This is a genomic window from Catenuloplanes niger, from assembly GCF_031458255.1.
Classification (GTDB): Bacteria; Actinomycetota; Actinomycetes; order Mycobacteriales; family Micromonosporaceae; genus Catenuloplanes; species Catenuloplanes niger.
This window is the reverse complement of record NZ_JAVDYC010000001.1, coordinates 5,937,293-5,955,905: the sequence shown is the minus strand read 5'-3', so window position 1 is coordinate 5,955,905 and position 18,613 is coordinate 5,937,293. Positions and strand designations below refer to the sequence as shown.

Sequence of the window (18,613 nt, the reverse complement as noted above, 5' to 3'; positions counted from 1 at the left end):
TAACCGTTCGTGCAGGGACTGTACAAATAACGGCTGATCGACCGATCAAGGGAGAGACGCCAGATGACGACCGAGATCACCTCGGGGCAGGAGCCGGCCGCCAGGCCGGCGGATGCGGTCACGGATGAGCAGTTGATCGCGATGCTGGTCGATCGGGCTCGTGGTGACGGGCTGAAGCTGACCGGTGAGGGTGGGCTGCTGCAGCAGCTGACCAAGCGGGTGCTGGAGTCAGCGCTGGACGGTGAGATCACCGACCACGTCGGCTACGACAAGCACGACCCGGCAGGTCGTGGCAGCGGGAACACCCGTAACGGCAGCCGAACCAAGACCGTGCTCACCGACGTCGGGCCGGTCGAGGTGCGAGTCCCACGCGATGCCGCGGGCACGTTCGAGCCGCAGATCGTGCGTAAGCGGCAGCGGCGGCTGACCGGCGTCGACGACATGGTGTTGTCGTTGTCGGCCAAGGGGTTGACCCACGGCGAGATCGCCGCGCACCTGGCCGAGGTCTACGGCGCTGAGGTGTCCAAGCAGACCATCTCCACCATCACCGACAAGGTCATGGACGGCATGGCGGAGTGGCAGAACCGGCCTCTGGACCGGGTCTACCCGGTCGTGTTCATCGATGCCATCAACGTCAAGATCCGCGATGGGCAGGTCGCGAACCGGCCGATCTACCTCGCCATGGCGGTCACCGTCGACGGGCACCGCGACATCCTTGGCATCTGGGCCGGTGACGGCGGTGAGGGCGCCAAGCACTGGCTGCACGTGCTGACCGAGCTGAAGAACCGCGGCGTCGCCGACGTGCTGATGCTCGTCTGCGACGGGCTCAAGGGCCTGCCGGAGGCGGTCGAGACCGTCTGGCCTCGCACGATCGTGCAGACGTGTGTGGTGCACCTGCTGCGCAACTCGTTCCGCTACGCCGCGCGCCAGGACTGGGACAAGATCGCCAAGGCGCTGCGGCCGGTCTACACCGCACCGACCGAGGACGCCGCGGCCGAGCGGTTCCTCGAGTTCGCCGAGGCGTGGGGCCGTAAGTATCCGGCGATCGTGAAGCTGTGGGAAAACGCCTGGGCCGAGTTCGTGCCGTTCCTCGCCTTCGACGCCGAGATCCGCAAGGTCATCTGCTCCACGAACGCGATCGAGTCGGTCAACGCCCGTATCCGCAAGGCCGTGCGAGCTCGCGGCCACTTCCCGAATGAGCAGGCCGCGCTCAAGTGCGTCTACATGGCCTTGATGAGCCTCGACCCCACCGGCGCGGGCCGAAGGCGCTGGACCATGCGCTGGAAGGCACCCCTGAACGCCTTCCAGATCGCCTTCGAAGGCCGGCTCACCCCGGCCGACAACTGACCACCTCAACAACCAAGATCAGCCGTTAACTTGACACTCCCTTCGTGCAGGTCGCGAGCGTAGGCGAGAGCCGTGTTGCGTTCTCGGCGGGCAGCCTTGATCTCGGCTCGGAGTTCGCGGATGGTCTCGTCCCGCTCGTGAACCTGGTCGAACAGCTCTGCGGCGCTCGGTGTCTCGCCGAGGACGGCGAGTTGCGCCCGGACGAGAACTGGAATGTTCTCCCGGATACTCACCATCGCCTCCTTGTGGTGGTTGTAGGTGGATCCGCGGGACACACCTGCGACCTGGCAGAGGGGTCTGCTGCACCGATAGGTGACAGTTCAAGTCACGCGGCCTGACTGGCCGGTGGGGTCATGATGGTCTCGTACTCGATAGGGGTCAACCGGGACAGGCGGCGTTGGCGTCGGCGGCGGTGGTAGGTCCGTTCGATCCAGGTCACGATCGCGGTCCTCAATGCCTGGCGGGTGGTCCAGGTCCGGCGGTCGAGGACGTTGTTCTGCAGCAGGCCGAAGAACGACTCCATCGCGGCGTTGTCGCCGGCGGCACCGACTCTGCCCATCGATCCGAGCATCTGGTGATGATGCAGGGCACGGACGAATTTTCGGCTGCGGAACTGCGATCCTCGGTCGGTGTGCAGCACGCAGCCGGCCACGTCACCGCGCCGGGCCACGGCGTTGTGCAGGGCGTTGACGGCCAGCCGCGACTTCATCCGTGAGTCGATGGAGTAGCCGACGATCCGGTTCGACCACACGTCCTTGATCGCGCACAGGTACAACTTGCCCTCACCGGTGCGGTGCTCGGTGATGTCGGCCAGCCACAACCGGTTCGGCCCGCCGGCGGTGAAGTCCCGTTTGACGAGGTCGTCGTGCACCGGCGGACCCGGCCTGCCGCCCTTGCCCCGGCGCCGCTTGCGGCTGACCGTGCTCCACCAGCCCATACCAGAGCAGATCTTCCACGCGGTGCGCTCGACCATCGACTGTCCGGCCGCACGGACCTCGTCGGCCAGGAACCGGTAGCCGAACCCCGGATCGTCACGATGGGCGCTGAACAGCGCGTCCGCCCGGTACGCCTCGGCCAGAGCGGCGTCGGTGACCGGACGGGCAAGCCACCGGTAGTAGGGCTGACGAGCAAGGTTCAGCACCCGGCACGTCACCGCGACGGGTATCCCGTCGACGACGAGCTCGTTCACGAGCGGGTAGAGCCTTTTCCCGGCAGGTTCGCCTGCGACAGATACGCCGCGGCCCGGCACAAGACCTCGTTCTCCTGCTCCAAAAGCTTGATCCGCTTACGGGCCTCACGCAACTCGGCGGAGTCGTTGCGGCTCACGCCGGGCGCGGCGCCGGCGTCGATGTCGGCCTGGCGCAGCCACTTGAACAACGTCATCGGATGGACCCCGAAGTCCTTGGCGATCTGCTCGACCGTCACACCGGGATCACGGTCACGAGCGACCCGCACGACGTCATCGCGGAACTCACGAGGGTAGGGCCTGGGCACAGCAACATCCTTCCAGCTCACCGTCACGGCAAGCCATCTCAGATGTCACCTATGCGTGCAGCAGACCCTCCAGGCCGCAAGGCGACGTGCGTGGGCAACGTTCGTATCCATCACCGGCCGCCGCTGGTGCTTACGGCGCAGCCAGTGCGACGCTGCCGTGTGATAGCGACCGTCGACGAGGATGGACGGGCTGTCCACGTGCTCGACCCGCAGCGCCGGCTCGCCGAGCATCTGACCGAGCAGGTCGTGATCGATGGGACGCGGAGGAACGACACTCACCGACACGGTTACCGCGCTCCTCTCGTACTCCCAAAGCAGATGCCTCCCACCCGCAATCGGATGGGAGGCATCTGTTGTAGGCCTACACCAGGAGCGATGTCAACCAGCGATTCCTCTTAGGAAGGTCTCACGGGAGACATGCACAAACTTCCCGGATTCAGCTGCAGCCGGAGGTGCTGCCGCAGCCCTCGCAGACGTAGCAGCTGCCGGCCGGGCGCATCTTGGTGCCGCAGGTGAAGCAGAGCGGCGCGTCGGCGGAACGGCCCTGGACCAGCTCGAGGAGCTCGGTCGAGGTGCGGGCCTGGACCGGCGGCGCGGGCTGGGCCGGGACCTTGGCCTCGGCCGGCTTGGCCGGCTCGGCGACCGGCGCGGTGGCGACCGGCTCCGGGGCCTTGGTGGGCACCGGGGCGGACGCGGCCATGCCGGCCAGGTCGACCGCGGCCTCCTGCTCGGCCGCGACCTGGGCCGCGCGCTCACGCGCGGTCAGGATGCCCAGCTCGGAGCGGGTCTCGAAGTCCAGGTAGTCCAGCGCCAGGCGACGGAAGATGTAGTCCATCACCGAGGACGCCATGCGGATGTCCGAGTCGTCGGTCATGCCGGCCGGCTCGAAGCGCATGTTGGTGAACTTGCTGACGAACGTCTCCAGCGGGACGCCGTGCTGAAGCCCTATCGAGATGGCCACCGAGAAGGCGTCCATCACGCCGGCGAGCGTCGAGCCCTGCTTCGACATCTTCAGGAAGACCTCGCCGAGGCCGCCGTCCGGGTAGCCGGAGGCGGTGAGGTAGCCCTCGGCGCCGGCGACCGAGAACGACACGGTCTGCGAGGAGCGCTTCTTCGGGAGGCGCTTGCGGACCGGGCGGTACTCGATGACCTTCTCGACGACCTTCTCGACCTCGGCCTTGGGCTCCTCGGCCGGGGTCTCCTTCTTCATCGCGGAGAGCGGCTGACCGACCTTGCAGTTGTCGCGGTAGATCGCGAGCGCCTTGAGGCCGAGCTTCCAGCCCTGGAAGTAGACCTCCTCGACCTCCTCGACCGTCGCGTCCTCCGGCATGTTGACGGTCTTGGAGATGGCGCCGGAGATGAACGGCTGGACGGCCGCCATCATCCGCACGTGGCCCATCGGGGAGATGGACCGGGCGCCCATCGCGCAGTCGAAGATCGAGTAGTGCTCGCTCTTCAGGCCGGGAGCGTCGATCACGTGGCCGTGCTCGCCGATGTGCTCGACGATCGCCTCGATCTGCTCCTCCTGGTAGCCGATGCTGCGCAGCGCGCGCGGGACCGTCTGGTTGACGATCTGCATCGAGCCGCCGCCGACCAGCTTCTTGAACTTGACGAGCGCCAGGTCCGGCTCGATGCCGGTGGTGTCGCAGTCCATCATCAGGCCGATGGTGCCGGTCGGCGCGAGCACGGAGGCCTGCGCGTTGCGCCAGCCGTTCGTCTCGCCGATCTTGTTACCGAGCGCCCACTGCTCGCCGGCCGCCTCGCGGATCGCGTCGGAGACCGTGCTGAACGCCCTTATGTCGTCGTTCGCCGCGGCGTGCTTGCGCATGACGCGCTGGTGCGCCTTGGCATTGCGGGCGTAGCCGTCGTACGCGCCGACGATGCCGGCCAGCTCGGCCGAGCGACGGTACGCCGTACCGGTCATCAGCGAGGTGATCGACGCGGCCACGGTGCGGCCGCCGTCCGAGTCGTAGGGCAGGCCGGACGCCATCAGCAGCGCGCCGATGTTCGCGTAGCCGATGCCGAGCTGACGGTACGCCCGGGTGGTGGCGCCGATCCGCTCGGTCGGGAAGTCCGCGAAGCAGATCGAGATGTCCATCGCGGTGATGATGAACTCGACGGACTTGACGAACTTCTCGATCTCGAAGCCGCCGTCGTCCTTGAGGAACTTCATCAGGTTCAGCGAGGCCAGGTTGCAGGACGAGTCGTCCAGCGACATGTACTCCGAGCACGGGTTCGAGGCGGTGATCCGCCCGGTCTCCGGGTTCGTGTGCCAGTCGTTGATGATGTCGTCGTACTGGATGCCCGGGTCGGCGCACTCCCACGCGGCGAGCGCGACCTTGCGGAACAGGTTCTTGGCGTCGATCGTCTCGATGACGCTGCCGTCCAGGCGGCTGCGCAGGCCGAACTCGGTGCCGTTCTCGACCGCGGTCATGAACTCGTCCGAGACGCGGACCGAGTTGTTCGCGTTCTGGTACTGCACGGAGACGATGTCGGCGCCGCCCAGGTCCATGTCGAAGCCGGCGTCCCGCAGCGCGCGGATCTTGTCCTCCTCGCGCGCCTTGGTCTCGACGAACTCCTCGATGTCCGGGTGGTCGATGTCGAGGATGACCATCTTGGCCGCGCGGCGGGTGGCGCCGCCCGACTTGATGGTGCCGGCGGACGCGTCCGCGCCGCGCATGAAGCTCACCGGGCCGGAGGCGGTGCCGCCGCTGGAGAGCAGCTCCTTGGAGGAGCGAATCCGGGACAGGTTCACGCCGGAGCCGGAACCGCCCTTGAAGATCAGCCCCTCCTCCTTGTACCAGTCCAGGATGGAGTCCATCGAGTCGTCGACGGAGAGGATGAAGCACGCGCTGACCTGCTGCGGCGACGCGGTGCCGACGTTGAACCAGACCGGCGAGTTGAAGCTGAACACCTGGTGCAGCAGCATCCAGGTCAGCTCGTGCTCGAAGATCTCGGCATCGGTCGTCGTCGCGAAATAGCCGTACTTTTCGCCCGCGGCGCGATACGTCTTCGCGACCCGGTCGATCAGCTGCTTCAGCGACCACTCACGCTGCGGGGTCCCCACCGCACCCCGGAAGTACTTCGTGGTCACGATGTTCGCCGCGTTGACGCTCCACGACGTCGGGTACTCCACACCGCGCTGCTCGAAGTTGATCGAGCCGTCCCGCCAGTTCGTCATGACGACGTCGCGGCGTTCCCACTCGACCTCGTCGTACGGGTGGACGCCCTCGGTCGTCCAGACCCGCTCGACGGCAAGGCCCTTGAGCTCCTTCGACTCCTTCGGAGCCGAGCCGTTGCTCTGCGTCGCCCGGATCCGCCCCTTACCCGTCGTCGCGTTGCTCGTGGACGCGTTGTCCCCGGCCAATGTGCTTCCCCCTCGATCAGCGCGGCGCCATGTCGCCGCGACTCTCACATCCGTTGTTGCTCAGTTCAGTGCAGAACCCCAGGGCGATCCGACGGTACGGCTGCCGCGCCGGACCCGTCCGCGCCCTGCTCGATCGCGGCCTCACGCGCCAGTGCCTCCGCGCGCAACGCCTCGATCTCCCGTTCGAAGTCCCCCAGCGTGTCGAACGACCGGTAGACGCTGGCGAACCGCAGGTAGGCCACGACGTCAAGCTCCCGCAGCGGGCCGAGGATCGCGAGACCGACCTCGTTGCTGGGGATCTCCGCCGCGCCCCGCGACCGGACCGCGTCCTCCACCCGCTGCGCGAGCAGAGCCAGTGCGTCCTCGGTGACCGGGCGGCCCTGGCAGGCCTTGCGCACGCCGTTGGCGATCTTCGTCCGGCTGAACGGCTCGGTGACGCCACTGCGCTTCACCACCGCGAGGACCGCCTCCTCGACCGTCGTGAACCGCTTGCCGCACTCGGGGCAGGACCGCCGCCGGCGGATCAGCTGCCCGTCGTCCGCCTCGCGCGAGTCGACCACCCGGGAGTCGGCGTGCCGGCAATACGGACAGCGCATGTCGAGCGTCCCCTTCCCCCGCGGCTGGGCCGGCTCTCCCCCTCCAGCCTTGCCCCGCGCACGCCGAACCGCAGCGAAAACGCCCGGTTGCGCCGGGCGGCCGCTGTGGTGAACAGGCTGGGAAGGTGAGGGCGAGGACCCCTACCAGTTGATGACTTACACCCGTGTCACTACTAGATGTTGTGACCCTAGGCCCCGCACGCCACCGGTGCAAGCTCACCCGCCGCATCGGTCACAACTGTGCCTGCGGTCTCAACACGCGTCGTGGGACGGTGGTTACCGGCGGCGCGGAAGTCGTTGTTTTTGCCCGGGTTTCGGCACCCGTGGAGCGATCTCACCGCCCGCGCGGCAGCCGCAACTCCTGGCCGGGATGGATCGTGTAGCCGGGCAGATCGTTCAGCGCGCGGATCTCCTCGACCATGGCGAACGGGTCGTCGCTGGGACGGTATCGCGCCGCGATGTCCCAGAGCGTGTCGTGCTTCTGCACCACCGCGGTGGGCAGCGGGCCGGCGTCCCGCTCCGCGTGTGAGGCGGTGGCGGCGAGCAGGCCGACCGCGACCCAGGCCAACGCGATCAGCGCGACCATGCGGACGATCCGGCCGCGCCGGGTGAGGCGCAGCGGCCGCTTCGCCGGATGGGCCGTGCGATCGGTCCCCCAACCGATCGCCGCCCTGGTGGGGGCGCTCACCGCGGATGCGGAGAACGCCGTCGTCGTTGCCGTCCCAGCCACGGGACCCCCCCAGTAATAATGATCTTACTCGAACAAGGGTTCGATAGAACGGACGTACGAAGGTCTACCAGAACATGCGTACGGATGTCGAGACTCGAAAGCACGACACGCCGCCCAAATCTCGTACAGATGTTTGAAGAAGTGGGATTTCACCATTACCGTTTGCGCACAGAGGGGTCACCACGCCGAACCGGACTTCCCCACTCGGCTCGGCGGGGCCGCACCACCGGACGCGACATCGGCGCCCGGCGGCCGCGGCCCGTAGGGCGAACTCCCGAACTTATCGGTCGCTCTTGCGCACTTCCCCACCGCGCATCCGCGACCAGGTGCCGCACCAGGCACTCACCGACCAGGGAGGACGGACGTGTCAACCGACGACCGGAGCAAGCATCCGGAGCAGGAGCAGCAGGGCAAGAGCGCGCCCGCCGCGGGCAAGCGCGGCGCCGGGCGGCAACGGGCCGCGGCCCCGCACCTGCGGCCGGTGCAGCCGGTCAGCAGCTTCCCCGACCTGGTCTCCGCGGACCTCACGGCGCGCCAGCGCAAGATCCTCGAGTTCATCCGCGAATGGGTGGAGAAGTACGGGTACCCGCCGAGCGTCCGGGAGATCGGCGAGGCGGTCGGCCTCGTCTCGCCGTCCTCCGTCGCGTACCAGCTGAAGGAGCTGGAGCGGAAGGGCTTCCTGCGCCGCGACCCGAACCGGCCGCGCGCCGTCGACGTCCGGCCGCCGGCCGACATGATCGACGACGAGGCGGCCCGCGCCCAGCGGCCCACGCCGGCGTTCGTGCCGATGCTGGGCCGGATCGCTGCCGGTGGCCCGATCCTGGCCGAGCAGGCGGTGGAGGAGGTCTTCCCGCTGCCGCGCGAGCTGGTCGGCGAGGGCGAGGTCTTCATGCTGAAGGTCAAGGGCGACTCGATGATCGACGCCGCGATCTGCGACGGCGACTGGGTCGTGGTGCGCCAGCAGCCGAACGCGGACTCCGGCGAGATCGTCGCCGCGATGCTGGACGGCGAGGCCACGGTGAAGACCTACCGCCGCCGCGACGGGCACGTCTGGCTGATGCCGGCGAATCCGGCGTTCGACCCGATCCCGGGCGACGACGCGTCCATCATCGGCCGCGTCGTGGCCGTGCTCCGCCGGATCTGAGTCCCCACAGCTGCGTCACGGCAGCTGAGACACGACAAGCTGAGGCACGGCGCCGCACACCAGCCGGCGGCGCCGTAGCGAACCATCGGGCCGGGCGCGCACCGGCGACGCCGCGCCGGGGCCGCGCACACCGGCGACGCCGCGCCGGGGCCGCACACACCGGGACCGCGCCCACACCGGGACCGCGCACACGCCCGGACCGCGCCCCACGCCGGGACCGGCGACGAAATCTGGGACCGGCGATGAACGCCGGCACCCGCCACGAACGCCGGGACCGATCACGAATCCCAAGCCCGGTGACGAACGTCCGGGGTGTGGGCTCCGTTGGCCGTGGAGGCCGCACCCGGGACATCGGTTTCCCGTAGCTCCGCCGGCCGCATCCCCGCGGGGCGGGTCGGCTCCTGCGGGACGGATCAGCTCCCGCGGGACGGATCAGCCCTCGCAGGGCGGGTCAGCTCAGCGCCGGCGGTCGTCGTAGGGCGGGTTCTGCGGGTAACCGCCGCGCTGGTCGTCGCGGTCGTGGCCACCGCTCCGCTCACCGTCGGCGCCGTAGACGGCGCCGGAGCCACCGCCGTTCATGCCGGCCGGACCGCCGCCGTAGACACCGCTGCCGCCGCCCTGGCGCGGCGGACGGCCACCGCCCTGCTGCGGACCGCGCCCGCCCGGCTGCTGCGGGCCACGACCACCCTGCTGCGGGCCACCGCCCTGCTGGGGGCCGCGCGCGCCCTGCTGCGGACCACGACCGCCCTGCTGCGGACCGCGTCCGGCCTGGGGGATGCCGCCGCTCTGCTGCGGATTTCCGCCGCTCTGCTGCGGACCACGCCCGGCCGGCGGCACGCCACCGCCCTGCCGCGGGCCACGCCCGGCCGGCGGGTTTCCACCGCCCTGCTGCGGGCCGCGCCCGGCCGGCGGGATGGCACCGCTCTGCAGCGGATTTCCGCCGCTCTGCTGCGGGCCTCGCGGACCGGCCGAACCGCCACGGGGACCGGCTCCGCCCGGAGCCGCGCCTCGCGGACCACCGGGACCGGTAGGACCACCGGGACCGGCAGGACCACCGGGACCGGCAGGACCACCGGGACCGGCCGGGCCGCCACCACGCGGGCCACCGCCGCCACCACGCGGACCACCGCCGGGACCGCCCGGACCGCCGCCGGGACCGCCCGGCGCGACGACCGGACCGCCCGGACCAGCGCCCGGACCGCCCGGAGCGGCGCCACGGGGACCACCCGGACCGCCTTGAGCACCACCGCGGGGGCCGCCGACCGGACCGCCGGGCCCACGACCGCCGCCGGGCCCACGACCACCGCCCGGACCACCGACCGGACCACCGACCGGACCGCCGCCGCCCTGACCGCCGCCTCCGCCCGCGCCGTAGACCGCGCCGGAGCCACCGCCGTTCATCCCGGCCGGGCCGCCGCCGTAGACGCCGCCGCTCTGCTGCGGATCCTGCGGACCGCGACCACCGCGTGGGCCGCCACCGGGTCCGCCGGCCGGGCCGCCGCCGCGCGGGCCCTGAGCGGGGCCACCCGGCTGCGCGGGGCCGCGACCGTCACCGCCGCCGGCGCCGTAGACCGCGCCGGAACCGCCACCGTTCATACCGGCGGGACCGCCGCCGTAGACACCGCCGCCGGCCTTGCCCGCGCCGGCCTTACCGCCGCCGTCGACCGGGCCCGCGCCCGCGCCGTAGACCGCGCCGGAACCGCCGCCGTTCAGGCCGGCCGGGCCGCCGCCGTACACGCCACCGCCGCTGCGCGCCGCTCCGCCGCCGGAGCCGTTGCCGCTCCCGGCGCCGCCGTAGACCGCGCCGGAACCGCCACCGTTCAGGCCGGCCGGGCCGCCGCCGTAGACGCCACCGGACCGGGCGGCGCCGCCCGCGCCGTACACCGCGCCCGCGGCCGCCGGCTCGCGCCGGTTCGCGCCCGAGGAGTCCGGTCCGAAGCCGCCGCTCAGCTCCGGCGAGTCACCGTCGCCGGAACCGGCGTCGGACGCGGCCTTGGCCGGCGACTCCTCCTCGTCCGGGGCCGGGTGGCGGCGCCGGAACAGCACGATGCCGGCGATGCCGCCGACCAGCATGAGCAGGCCCACGACACCGACGGACACGACCACGGCGGTGATCTGGCCGAGCGACAGCTTCTCCCACAGCGCGCGGTCGTCGCCCTGGCCGCCGTTCTCGCTGGTCGCGGCCTGGACCGAGTTGTCGATCGGCGCGTACTTCAGCAGCTTGGGCGTGTCCTTGGCGAACGTCTGGCCGGGTGACACCTCGGAGACCGTGACGTACGAGGCGCCGTCCGCGGTGTAGGTGATCGCCTCACCGAACGACTCGTCGGGCAGCCCGGTGATCCGCGGTTCGCCGCCGGTCACGGCCGCGATGACGTCGCCGTTCTGCACGTCCCACTCGAAGGCGTCCGCGTACGTCCGGAGCGCCACCTTCGCGCCGCCGGGTGCGACCGCGCCGCCGGTGACCGCGAGCCGGCCCGGCACGCCGAGCCAGGTGCTCGTCTCGGTCAGCGGGATCTTCCACTCGCCGGCCTGCTTGAGCTCGATGCCGTCCGGGGTCTTCTCGAGCGGCGCGGACGGGATCCAGAAGTGGGCGACCGCCGCTTCCTTGGTCACCACGATCGGCGTGCCGTCGCCGTTGACCAGCAGGGCCTCGGCGTTCGGCGCGTTGTCACCGGGATAGCGCACCGGGTAGTAGACCGGCTTCGGGTCCTCCGCGGTCAGATCGATCTTGAAGAGCCCGATCGTGGGGCGCTTGCCCTCGTTGTCACCGACGTCGCCGACCCACAGCGTCTTGCTGTCCGGCGAGAGCACCATGTCCTCGGTGTCCGCGGGCTCGCCGGGGTACTCGATGGTCCGATTGCCCTGGAGCTTGCACTTGCCGTCCAGGTAGAAGACCTTGGTGGCCTCGGCGGGGTTGTCGGAGCCGTCGTTGATGACGAAGTAGCCGTCCTCGTAGGCGGCGAGGCCGGAGAGCTCGGCCAGCACCTGGTCGGAGAGCTTGCACACCTCCTGGCCCTTCGCGGGCGCCGCGACCGCCGCCGCGAGCGCGTTCGACGGCATGGCAGCGACCAGCCCGAACGCCACAACAATCGATGAAACCGCACGCCGCATCCGGCTAGTCTCGCACGCCATCCTCGAACCTTGGTTACACGCCGATCAAAGCCGACTGACACACACCGGGTGCGATGCCGCCCTCACGCGCCGCATCGCACCCACAGACAACTACAAACCCGGACAATAAGAAACGTCAGCCGGTTACCCACCGTGACAGCTCGGCGGCGAGCGCCTCATCGACCCGAACGTGCATCTCCGTACCCTCGCCGGTGTGCGCGGTGCTGAGCACCTCGCCGCGGCGATGTACCTGCGCGACCAGGTCACCCCGGTCGTACGGCACCGTGACGCGGATCTCCACGGCCGGGCGCGGCAGGCGTCCCTCGATCGCGGACCGCAGCTCGTCGATGCCGCGGCCGGTGTGCGCGGACACGAAGATCGCGTCCGGCCACTCGCGCTTGAGGCGGAGCAGCGTCTCCTCGTCGGCCGCGTCGGTCTTGTTGACCACCAGCAGCTCCGGCAGCCGGTCCGCGCCCACCTCGGCCAGCACCTCACGCACCGCGCGCAGCTGCTCCTCCGGGTCCGGATGCGAGCCGTCCACCACGTGCACCACCACGTCCGCCTCCGCGACCTCCTCGAGCGTGGAGCGGAACGCCTCCACGATCTGGTGCGGCAGGTGCCGGACGAAGCCGACCGTGTCGGACAGCGTGTAGACCCGGCCGTCCGACGCGTACGCCCGGCGGGTGGTCGGGTCGAGCGTGGCGAACAGCGCGTTCTCCACCAGCACGCCCGCGTTGGTCAGCTTGTTCAGCAGGCTGGACTTGCCGGCGTTGGTGTAGCCGGCGATGGCGACCGCGGGCACCGAGCGCCGCGTGCGCCGGGCACGCTTGGTCTCCCGTACCGTCTTCATCGCCTTGATCTCCCGCCGCAGGCGGGCGATGCGGGTCCGGATGCGCCGCCGGTCGATCTCCAGCTTCGTCTCACCGGGACCGCGCAGGCCGACGCCGCCGCCGCTCGCGCCACCACCGGCACCACCGGCCTGGCGGGACAGCGACTCACCCCAGCCCCGGAGGCGCGGCACCAGGTACTCGAGCTGCGCCAGCTCGACCTGCGCCTTGCCCTCCTTGCTCTTGGCGTGCTGGGCGAAGATGTCCAGGATCAGCGCCGTCCGGTCGACGACCTTGACCTTGACCTGCTGCTCCAGGTTGCGCAGCTGGGACGGGGACAGCTCACCGTCGCAGATGACGGTGTCGGCACCGGTCTCCCGGACGACCGCACCCAGCTCCTCGACCTTTCCGCGGCCGATGAACGTGGCCGGGTCCGGCCGGCTGCGCCGCTGGATCAGCCCCTCCAGGATCTGCGACCCGGCGGTCTCGGCCAGCGCGGCAAGCTCGGTGAGCGAGTTCTCCGCCTCGGTGACGGAACTGCCGGTCCAGACGCCGATCAGCACAACCCGCTCCAGGCGGAGCTGGCGGTACTCGACCTCGGTGACGTCGGTGAGCTCGGTGCTGAGACCCGCCACGCGGCGCAGGGCGTGCCTGTCCTCCAGCTCCAGCTCACCGGTCGTCACGTCGTCGTCGGTGTTCTGATCCTCGTCGTCCCACAGGTCGATCTCGTCGAAGTCGGGCTCAGAGGTTGACGCTGTGCGGTTGTTAGGCAAGTAATTCCCTCCTCAGACCTCGATGGTTGCACGCTCCCCGGCTCAGTGCACTCATAAATCGCCCCCGCGCGTCTACCCGTCGGTACGACCCCGAAACGATCCCGTTCGGGTAGAGGACAAGAATCAGGAGCGGTACATCGCCGTACAACCTGGGAGGACCGTTGTCCCCGACCCGCCTGCCGAGCGCAGGGTTCTCGATCACCATCCGGGTTAGCGTCGTCGCCGACGCCTCCGCGATCGGCCGCCTGACCACGTGCGTGGGCGAGGCCGGCGCGATCGTCACCGCGCTGGACGTGGTGGACTCCGACCCCTCGCGCGTCACCGTCGACCTCACCTGCGACACCGCCGACTCCACCCACGCGGACCAGGTCGTCAAGGCCCTGGAGGAGCTGGACGGCGTGGAGGTGCGGAAGGTCTCCGACCGCACGTTCCTGCTGCACCTCGGCGGCAAGATCGAGGTCACGTCGAAGGTCGCGCTGCGCAACCGGGACGAGCTCTCCCGGGCGTACACGCCCGGTGTCGCCCGCGTCTGCCTCGCGATCGCGGAGAACCCGGAGGACGCCCGCCGGCTCACGATCAAGCGCAACACGGTCGCGGTCGTCACGGACGGATCCGCCGTCCTCGGCCTCGGCAACATCGGCCCGGCCGCCGCGCTGCCCGTGATGGAGGGCAAGGCCGCGCTGTTCAAGCGGTTCGGCGGCGTCGACGCGTGGCCGGTCGTGCTGGACACGCAGGACACCGACGAGATCGTCAACATCGTCCGGGCGATCGCGCCCGGGTACGGCGGCATCAACCTCGAGGACATCGCGGCGCCGCGCTGCTTCGAGATCGAGGCACGGCTGCGCGACCTGCTGGACATCCCGGTGTTCCACGACGACCAGCACGGCACCGCGATCTGCGTGCTGGCCGCGCTGACCAACGCGCTGCGCGTGGTCGGCAAGAACCTGGCGGACGTGCGCGTGGTGGTCTCCGGCGCCGGCGCCGCGGGCACCGCCATCATGAAGCTGCTGCTCCGGCAGGGTGTCGGCGACATCATCGCGTACGACCGGCCGGGCGCGCTGCACCGCGGGCTGGACAACCTCAACCCGACCTGGCAGTGGCTGGCGGAGAACACCAACAAGTCCGGTTACGTCGGGGACCTGAAGGGCGCGGTCCGCGGCGCCGACGTGTTCATCGGCGTCTCCGCGCCGAACCTGCTCACCGGCGACGACATCGCCACCATGGCGGACCGCTCGATCGTCTTCGCGCTGGCCAACCCGGACCCCGAGGTCGACCCGCGGGCGGCCCGCGAGCACGCGGCGATCGTCGCGACCGGCCGCAGCGACCAGCCCAACCAGATCAACAACGTGCTCGCCTTCCCCGGCGTCTTCCGCGGCATGCTCGACGCCCACGCGGAGAACTTCACCGAGGAGATGGCGCTCGCCGCCGCCCAGGCGATCGCGGACGTGGTCGGCCAGGACAAGATCAACCCGACGGTGATCGTCCCCAGCGTCTTCGACACGCGCGTCGCACCGGCGGTCGCGGCCGCGGTCCGCCGCGCCGCCGCCAGCAACGGCACCAGCGCGGACTTCGGCGGCGTCGAGGCCGACGAGGACACCAGCTTCGGCGCGCCGGAGCAGTAGCGGATCCGGGCGCGACCGCGAAATCGTCCGCGGCCGCGCCCACCCGTGCCGAACCAGATTTTCCCGCTTCCGGCGTGATCGCGTTCCGAGTGCTCCCGCGGGCACCGGTCGGCCGCGGGCGGCCTCCCTGCCGGTCAGCGGGTGGTCACCACGAACCCCGAGGGGGCGCTCTCGTCCCGCTGTCCGGCGGTCGGACTCGCTTCTCGCTGCCCGGCGACGGCCCGTCACGCTCCTCGGCGGCCGGGCTCCCGGCTCACTGTCCGGCGACCGGCCCCTCCCGCTGTCCGGTCGACCCGGCTTCTCTCGCCGTCCGGCGACCGGTTTCCCGCTCGCTATCCGGCGGTCGGGCTGCCTTCCGGCTGACCGGCGGTCGGGCTGCCTTCCGGCTGACCGGCGGCCGGGCTGCCTTCCGGCTGACCGGCGGCCGGGCTGCCTTCCGGCTGACCGGCGGTCGGCTCCGCCAGACCGCGCATCAGGTCCTCGATGTGCCGCTCGCCGTCCCGGGTCTGGGCCCCGGCCGCGAGGACGGCACGGAACAGCCGGTCGGCGGCGGGCCGGGCGAACTGGCCGGCCCACGCCTCGTGCTCGCGCAGCATGCCGGCGGCCAGGTCATGCGGCGGGAGCGCGTGCTTGATCGCGGTGATCGTGCCCTCCGGCAGGTCGGCGATGTTGCGGGCGAGCCGGTCGACGAACGCGTCCAGCTCGCCGGCCGGCAGCGCGCGGTTGACCCAGCCGTACCGCTCGGCGGTCTCCGCGTCGAACAGGTCCGCGCCGAGGACGATCTCCAGCGCGCGGTTGCGGCCGGTCCGGTGCAGCAGGTACTGCGTACCGCCGCCACCGGGGACGATGCCGCCCAGCGCCTCGAGCTGGCCGAGCCCGGCCCGGCCGATCGCCGCGAAGGTCATATCGGCGGCCGCGACGAACTCGGCGCCGCCGCCGCGCGCCAGCCCGGCGAGCTTGACGATCGAGACCTGCGGCAGCGTGCGCAGCGCCTCACCGACCGCCTGGAACAGGTTGAGGCCCGCGGGCGCGCCGGCGATCGCGGCCGCGACCAGATCCGGGTCGTCGGCCAGGGTCATGTCGACGTGGGCGAGGAAGAACTCCGGGTCCGCGCTCTCGAACACCACGACCCGGGCGGTGTCGTCGTCGCGCAGCGCGCCGAAGAGCGTCCTCAGCTCGGTCATCATCGGCAGGCTGAGCACGTTGACCGGCGGGTTGTCGATGACGACCGTGACGACACCACGGTCCCGGGTCACGCCGAGGGTGCTCACGCGGAGGTCTCCGTCCCGGTCACGACGATCTTCCCGAGCGGGTGCGTACGGGCGTAGTCGACGACCGCCCGTACCGCGTCGGTGAGGGGGTACCGGCCCGCGATCACGGCCGTCAGCTCGCCGGCGGCCGCCGCCTCCGCGACGCGCCGCATGCCGCCGTGCTCGCCGGCCACGTCCCACACGAAGTGCAGCCGCACGTCGTCGCGGCCGGCCTGCTCCGGGGTCGGCTCCGGATAGACGATCGACACCAGCCGGCCGCCGGGCCGCAGCGCGCGGGCCGCGTCCGGCAGCCGGCCGGCCTCGAGCACCAGGTTGAACACCACGTCCACACCGGCCGGGTACTCCGCCGGGTCGTGCCCGATGATCTCGTGGGCACCGAGCCGGCGCAGCAGCGTCGCGCCGGCCTCCCGGGCCGCGGTCGCCACGATCCGGGCGCCCGCGGCGACCAGCAGCGGCAGCACGGTGGTGCCGACCGCGCCGGTCGCGCCGATCACCAGCACGGTCTCGCCGGGCTTCACCTCCGTGACGTCCAGCAGCGCCTGCGCGGTCGAACCGGCGATCGCCAGCGCCGCCGCCTGCTCCGCGGGCACGCCGGCCGGGCGGTGCGCCAGCAACGGGGTGTCCGCCTCGCACACCGTGTACTCGGCCAGCGCGCCGGTGCTCAGCGACGGGCGCGGCACATGCGCGAGGATCGGTGCGAACGGCCGGGGCAGCGCGGAGCCGAACACCTCGTCACCCACGCGGTACGCGGTCACGCCCGCCCCGGTCTCGGTGACGGTGCCGGCGAACTCGGTGCCGGGAACGTACGGGAACGCCAGCGGCAGCGCGTCGCCGAACGCTCCCGAGATCGCGTGCAGGTCCGGCGGGTTGACGGTCGCGGCGGCGATCCGCACCTGGATCTGGCCCGGTCCGGGGCGCGGGACCGGCAGGTCGGCGATCGTGAGCCGCTCCGGCTCCCCGTACCCGGTGGCGACGAGCGCCCGCATCGTGTGGTCGTTCATGTCGTTCACGCTACGAAGCCCGCATGCGGCAGTCGATGCTCAACGGACGCAGGAAGTTATCCTTCTGCCTCATGGACGTGGTGACGGATGTGCTGCAGGTATCCGGTGTCCGCGGCTCGCTCGGCGCGCGGATGGAGGCGGGCGGGCACTGGGCCGTCGGCATCGACGAGCCGGGCTCCGCACTGCACGCGGTCACCGCCGGCGACGCGTGGCTGATCCGCGACGGGCACCCGCCGGTCCGGCTGGCCGCGGGGGACGTCGTGCTGGTCGCGTCGCGGGTCCCGCACGTGCTGGCCGACTCGCCGGACACCCGCGGCGGTGGCTGCGACCGCGCGGCGACCGCACAGTCCCAGCGGACCGGTGAGCCGCTCCGGGTCGGCACCGCGCCCGGCGACGTCCGGATCGTCACGATCGTCTACGACTGCGACCACACGGTACGGACCCAGCTGCTCTTCGCGCTTCCCGAACTCGTGCACGTCCCCGCCGGGTCCGAGTGCGACGACACCGTCCGCATGCTCGGCCGGGAGCTGTCCCGCCCGCAGATCGCCACCACCGCGGTGCTGAACAGCCTCGTCGACATCATGCTGATCCAGTTGCTGCGTGCCTGGCTGCCCACCCGGGCGGCCGCCCACCGCGGCAGCTGGTTCGGCATGCTCGGCGACCCGGTCGTCCGCCGGGCACTGGAGCACATCCACGCCGACCCGGCCCGGGACTGGACCACCGGGACGCTCGCGGCCGCGACCGCGGTCTCCCGGGCCACGCTCAGCCGGCGCTTCCCGGCCGCCATCGGGCAGAGTCCCGGCACCTACCTGACGCAGTGGCGGATGGACCTGGCGGCCGCCCGCCTGCACGCCACGGACCAGTCGGTCGAGGCGATCGCGGCCGGCGTCGGCTACCACTCGGTGCCCGCGTTCAGCCGCGCCTTCACCCGCGCCCACGGCACCGCCCCCGGCCGCTACCGGGCGGCCGCCCGCGGCTGAGGCGGCCCGCCGGCCGGCTGCCGGGCGGTGGCCGCCCGGGTTCGACGCTCGTGCCGCCCGGGTTCGACGCTCGTGCCGCCCGGGCGGGGGCCGAGCCGGAGCGCGGCCGGGGCCAGGTCACGGGCGTCGCGGAGCACGTTCTCGCCGAAGCTCTGCGGCAGCGCCCGCGGCGCGAGGTCACGGGCGGTGATCTCGGCGAGCACGGCGGCGGTCTGCGCGCGGGTCCGGGCCGGGTTCACCCCCAGCAGCAGGCCGGTCCGCGCCCGGCAAGCCACCCCGGCTCACGCCGGCGCCGGCAAGCCAACCCCGCGCAGGCCGGCGCCCAGCCGGCCAGCCCCGCACGACCCGGC

General features: G+C 71.5%; 14 protein-coding genes. 4 read left to right on the top strand and 10 right to left on the bottom strand.

The window, feature by feature from the left end:
* The first annotated feature begins 63 nt into the window (after positions 1 to 63).
* The gene (locus tag J2S44_RS26485) at positions 64 to 1,347 is read left to right on the top strand and encodes an IS256 family transposase (RefSeq protein WP_374727795.1); all 1,284 of its coding nucleotides are present in this window, start codon (positions 64 to 66) and stop codon (positions 1,345 to 1,347) included.
* Positions 1,348 to 1,352: 5 nt separating this feature from the next.
* On the opposite strand, the gene J2S44_RS26480 is transcribed toward J2S44_RS26485, so the two are convergent.
* The 5 genes from J2S44_RS26480 to J2S44_RS26460 form a co-directional block, all read right to left on the bottom strand.
* On the bottom strand, positions 1,353 to 1,580 hold the full coding sequence (locus tag J2S44_RS26480) for a hypothetical protein (RefSeq protein WP_310419362.1): 228 nt from the start codon (positions 1,578 to 1,580) through the stop codon (positions 1,353 to 1,355).
* 92 nt (positions 1,581 to 1,672) lie between these two features.
* Positions 1,673 to 2,841 (bottom strand): IS3 family transposase gene (locus J2S44_RS26475; RefSeq protein WP_310419359.1). Its coding sequence is split into 2 segments (ribosomal slippage): positions 1,673 to 2,554 and positions 2,557 to 2,841, totalling 1,167 coding nucleotides; the frame shifts between segments, so codons are not numbered across the junction.
* 436 nt (positions 2,842 to 3,277) lie between these two features.
* The gene (locus tag J2S44_RS26470) at positions 3,278 to 6,157 is read right to left on the bottom strand and encodes a vitamin B12-dependent ribonucleotide reductase (RefSeq protein WP_310429937.1); all 2,880 of its coding nucleotides are present in this window, start codon (positions 6,155 to 6,157) and stop codon (positions 3,278 to 3,280) included.
* Between the two features lie 116 nt (positions 6,158 to 6,273).
* The gene (nrdR, locus tag J2S44_RS26465; protein ID WP_310419356.1) at positions 6,274 to 6,804 is read right to left on the bottom strand and encodes a transcriptional regulator NrdR; all 531 of its coding nucleotides are present in this window, start codon (positions 6,802 to 6,804) and stop codon (positions 6,274 to 6,276) included.
* 334 nt (positions 6,805 to 7,138) lie between these two features.
* Positions 7,139 to 7,492 (bottom strand): LysM peptidoglycan-binding domain-containing protein, encoded by a 354-nt coding sequence (locus J2S44_RS26460; RefSeq protein WP_310419353.1) that lies wholly within the window; start codon positions 7,490 to 7,492, stop codon positions 7,139 to 7,141.
* A gap of 406 nt (positions 7,493 to 7,898) precedes the next feature.
* On the opposite strand from J2S44_RS26460, the gene lexA reads away from it, so the two are divergent.
* Positions 7,899 to 8,678, top strand: coding sequence for a transcriptional repressor LexA (lexA, locus tag J2S44_RS26455; protein ID WP_310419351.1), 780 nt, complete (start codon positions 7,899 to 7,901; stop codon positions 8,676 to 8,678).
* A gap of 456 nt (positions 8,679 to 9,134) precedes the next feature.
* On the opposite strand, the gene J2S44_RS26450 is transcribed toward lexA, so the two are convergent.
* Together J2S44_RS26450 and hflX are read right to left on the bottom strand one after the other, a co-directional pair.
* Entirely contained in the window at positions 9,135 to 11,762 is a 2,628-nt protein-coding gene (locus J2S44_RS26450) for a hypothetical protein (protein ID WP_310419348.1), read from the bottom strand.
* A gap of 163 nt (positions 11,763 to 11,925) precedes the next feature.
* Positions 11,926 to 13,341, bottom strand: a complete 1,416-nt coding sequence (hflX, locus tag J2S44_RS26445; protein ID WP_310429935.1) for a GTPase HflX — start codon at positions 13,339 to 13,341, stop codon at positions 11,926 to 11,928.
* Between the two features lie 209 nt (positions 13,342 to 13,550).
* Between hflX and J2S44_RS26440 the strand changes: the two genes are divergently transcribed.
* Positions 13,551 to 15,011: an NAD-dependent malic enzyme gene (locus tag J2S44_RS26440; protein ID WP_374727908.1), complete on the top strand. Its 1,461-nt coding sequence runs from the start codon at positions 13,551 to 13,553 to the stop codon at positions 15,009 to 15,011.
* Between the two features lie 332 nt (positions 15,012 to 15,343).
* On the opposite strand, the gene J2S44_RS26435 is transcribed toward J2S44_RS26440, so the two are convergent.
* Both J2S44_RS26435 and J2S44_RS26430 read right to left on the bottom strand, forming a co-directional pair.
* Positions 15,344 to 16,282: an enoyl-CoA hydratase/isomerase family protein gene (locus J2S44_RS26435; RefSeq protein ID WP_310419346.1), complete on the bottom strand. Its 939-nt coding sequence runs from the start codon at positions 16,280 to 16,282 to the stop codon at positions 15,344 to 15,346.
* Entirely contained in the window at positions 16,279 to 17,283 is a 1,005-nt protein-coding gene (locus J2S44_RS26430; protein WP_310419343.1) for an NADP-dependent oxidoreductase, read from the bottom strand. The genes J2S44_RS26435 and J2S44_RS26430 overlap by 4 nt, the downstream gene beginning before the upstream one ends.
* 71 nt (positions 17,284 to 17,354) lie before the next feature.
* On the opposite strand from J2S44_RS26430, the gene J2S44_RS26425 reads away from it, so the two are divergent.
* Positions 17,355 to 18,263 carry an AraC family transcriptional regulator gene (locus tag J2S44_RS26425; RefSeq protein WP_310419341.1) on the top strand — a complete coding sequence of 303 codons (909 nt, stop codon included), beginning with the start codon at positions 17,355 to 17,357 and terminating at the stop codon, positions 18,261 to 18,263.
* Here J2S44_RS26425 and J2S44_RS26420 read toward each other — a convergent pair.
* Positions 18,239 to 18,538: a hypothetical protein gene (locus tag J2S44_RS26420; protein WP_310419338.1), complete on the bottom strand. Its 300-nt coding sequence runs from the start codon at positions 18,536 to 18,538 to the stop codon at positions 18,239 to 18,241. The two genes, J2S44_RS26425 and J2S44_RS26420, sit on opposite strands and share 25 nt — an antisense overlap.
* Positions 18,539 to 18,613: the final 75 nt, after the last annotated feature.

Excerpts from the sequence above, each read along its gene's own strand:
- nrdR (WP_310419356.1), bottom strand. The coding sequence starts at position 6,804 with ATGCGCTGTCCGTATTGCCGGCACGCCGACTCCCGGGTGGTCGACTCG.
- J2S44_RS26425 (WP_310419341.1), top strand. The coding sequence starts at position 17,355 with ATGGACGTGGTGACGGATGTGCTGCAGGTATCCGGTGTCCGCGGCTCG.
- J2S44_RS26430 (WP_310419343.1), bottom strand. The coding sequence starts at position 17,283 with ATGAACGACCACACGATGCGGGCGCTCGTCGCCACCGGGTACGGGGAG.
- J2S44_RS26485 (WP_374727795.1), top strand. The coding sequence starts at position 64 with ATGACGACCGAGATCACCTCGGGGCAGGAGCCGGCCGCCAGGCCGGCG.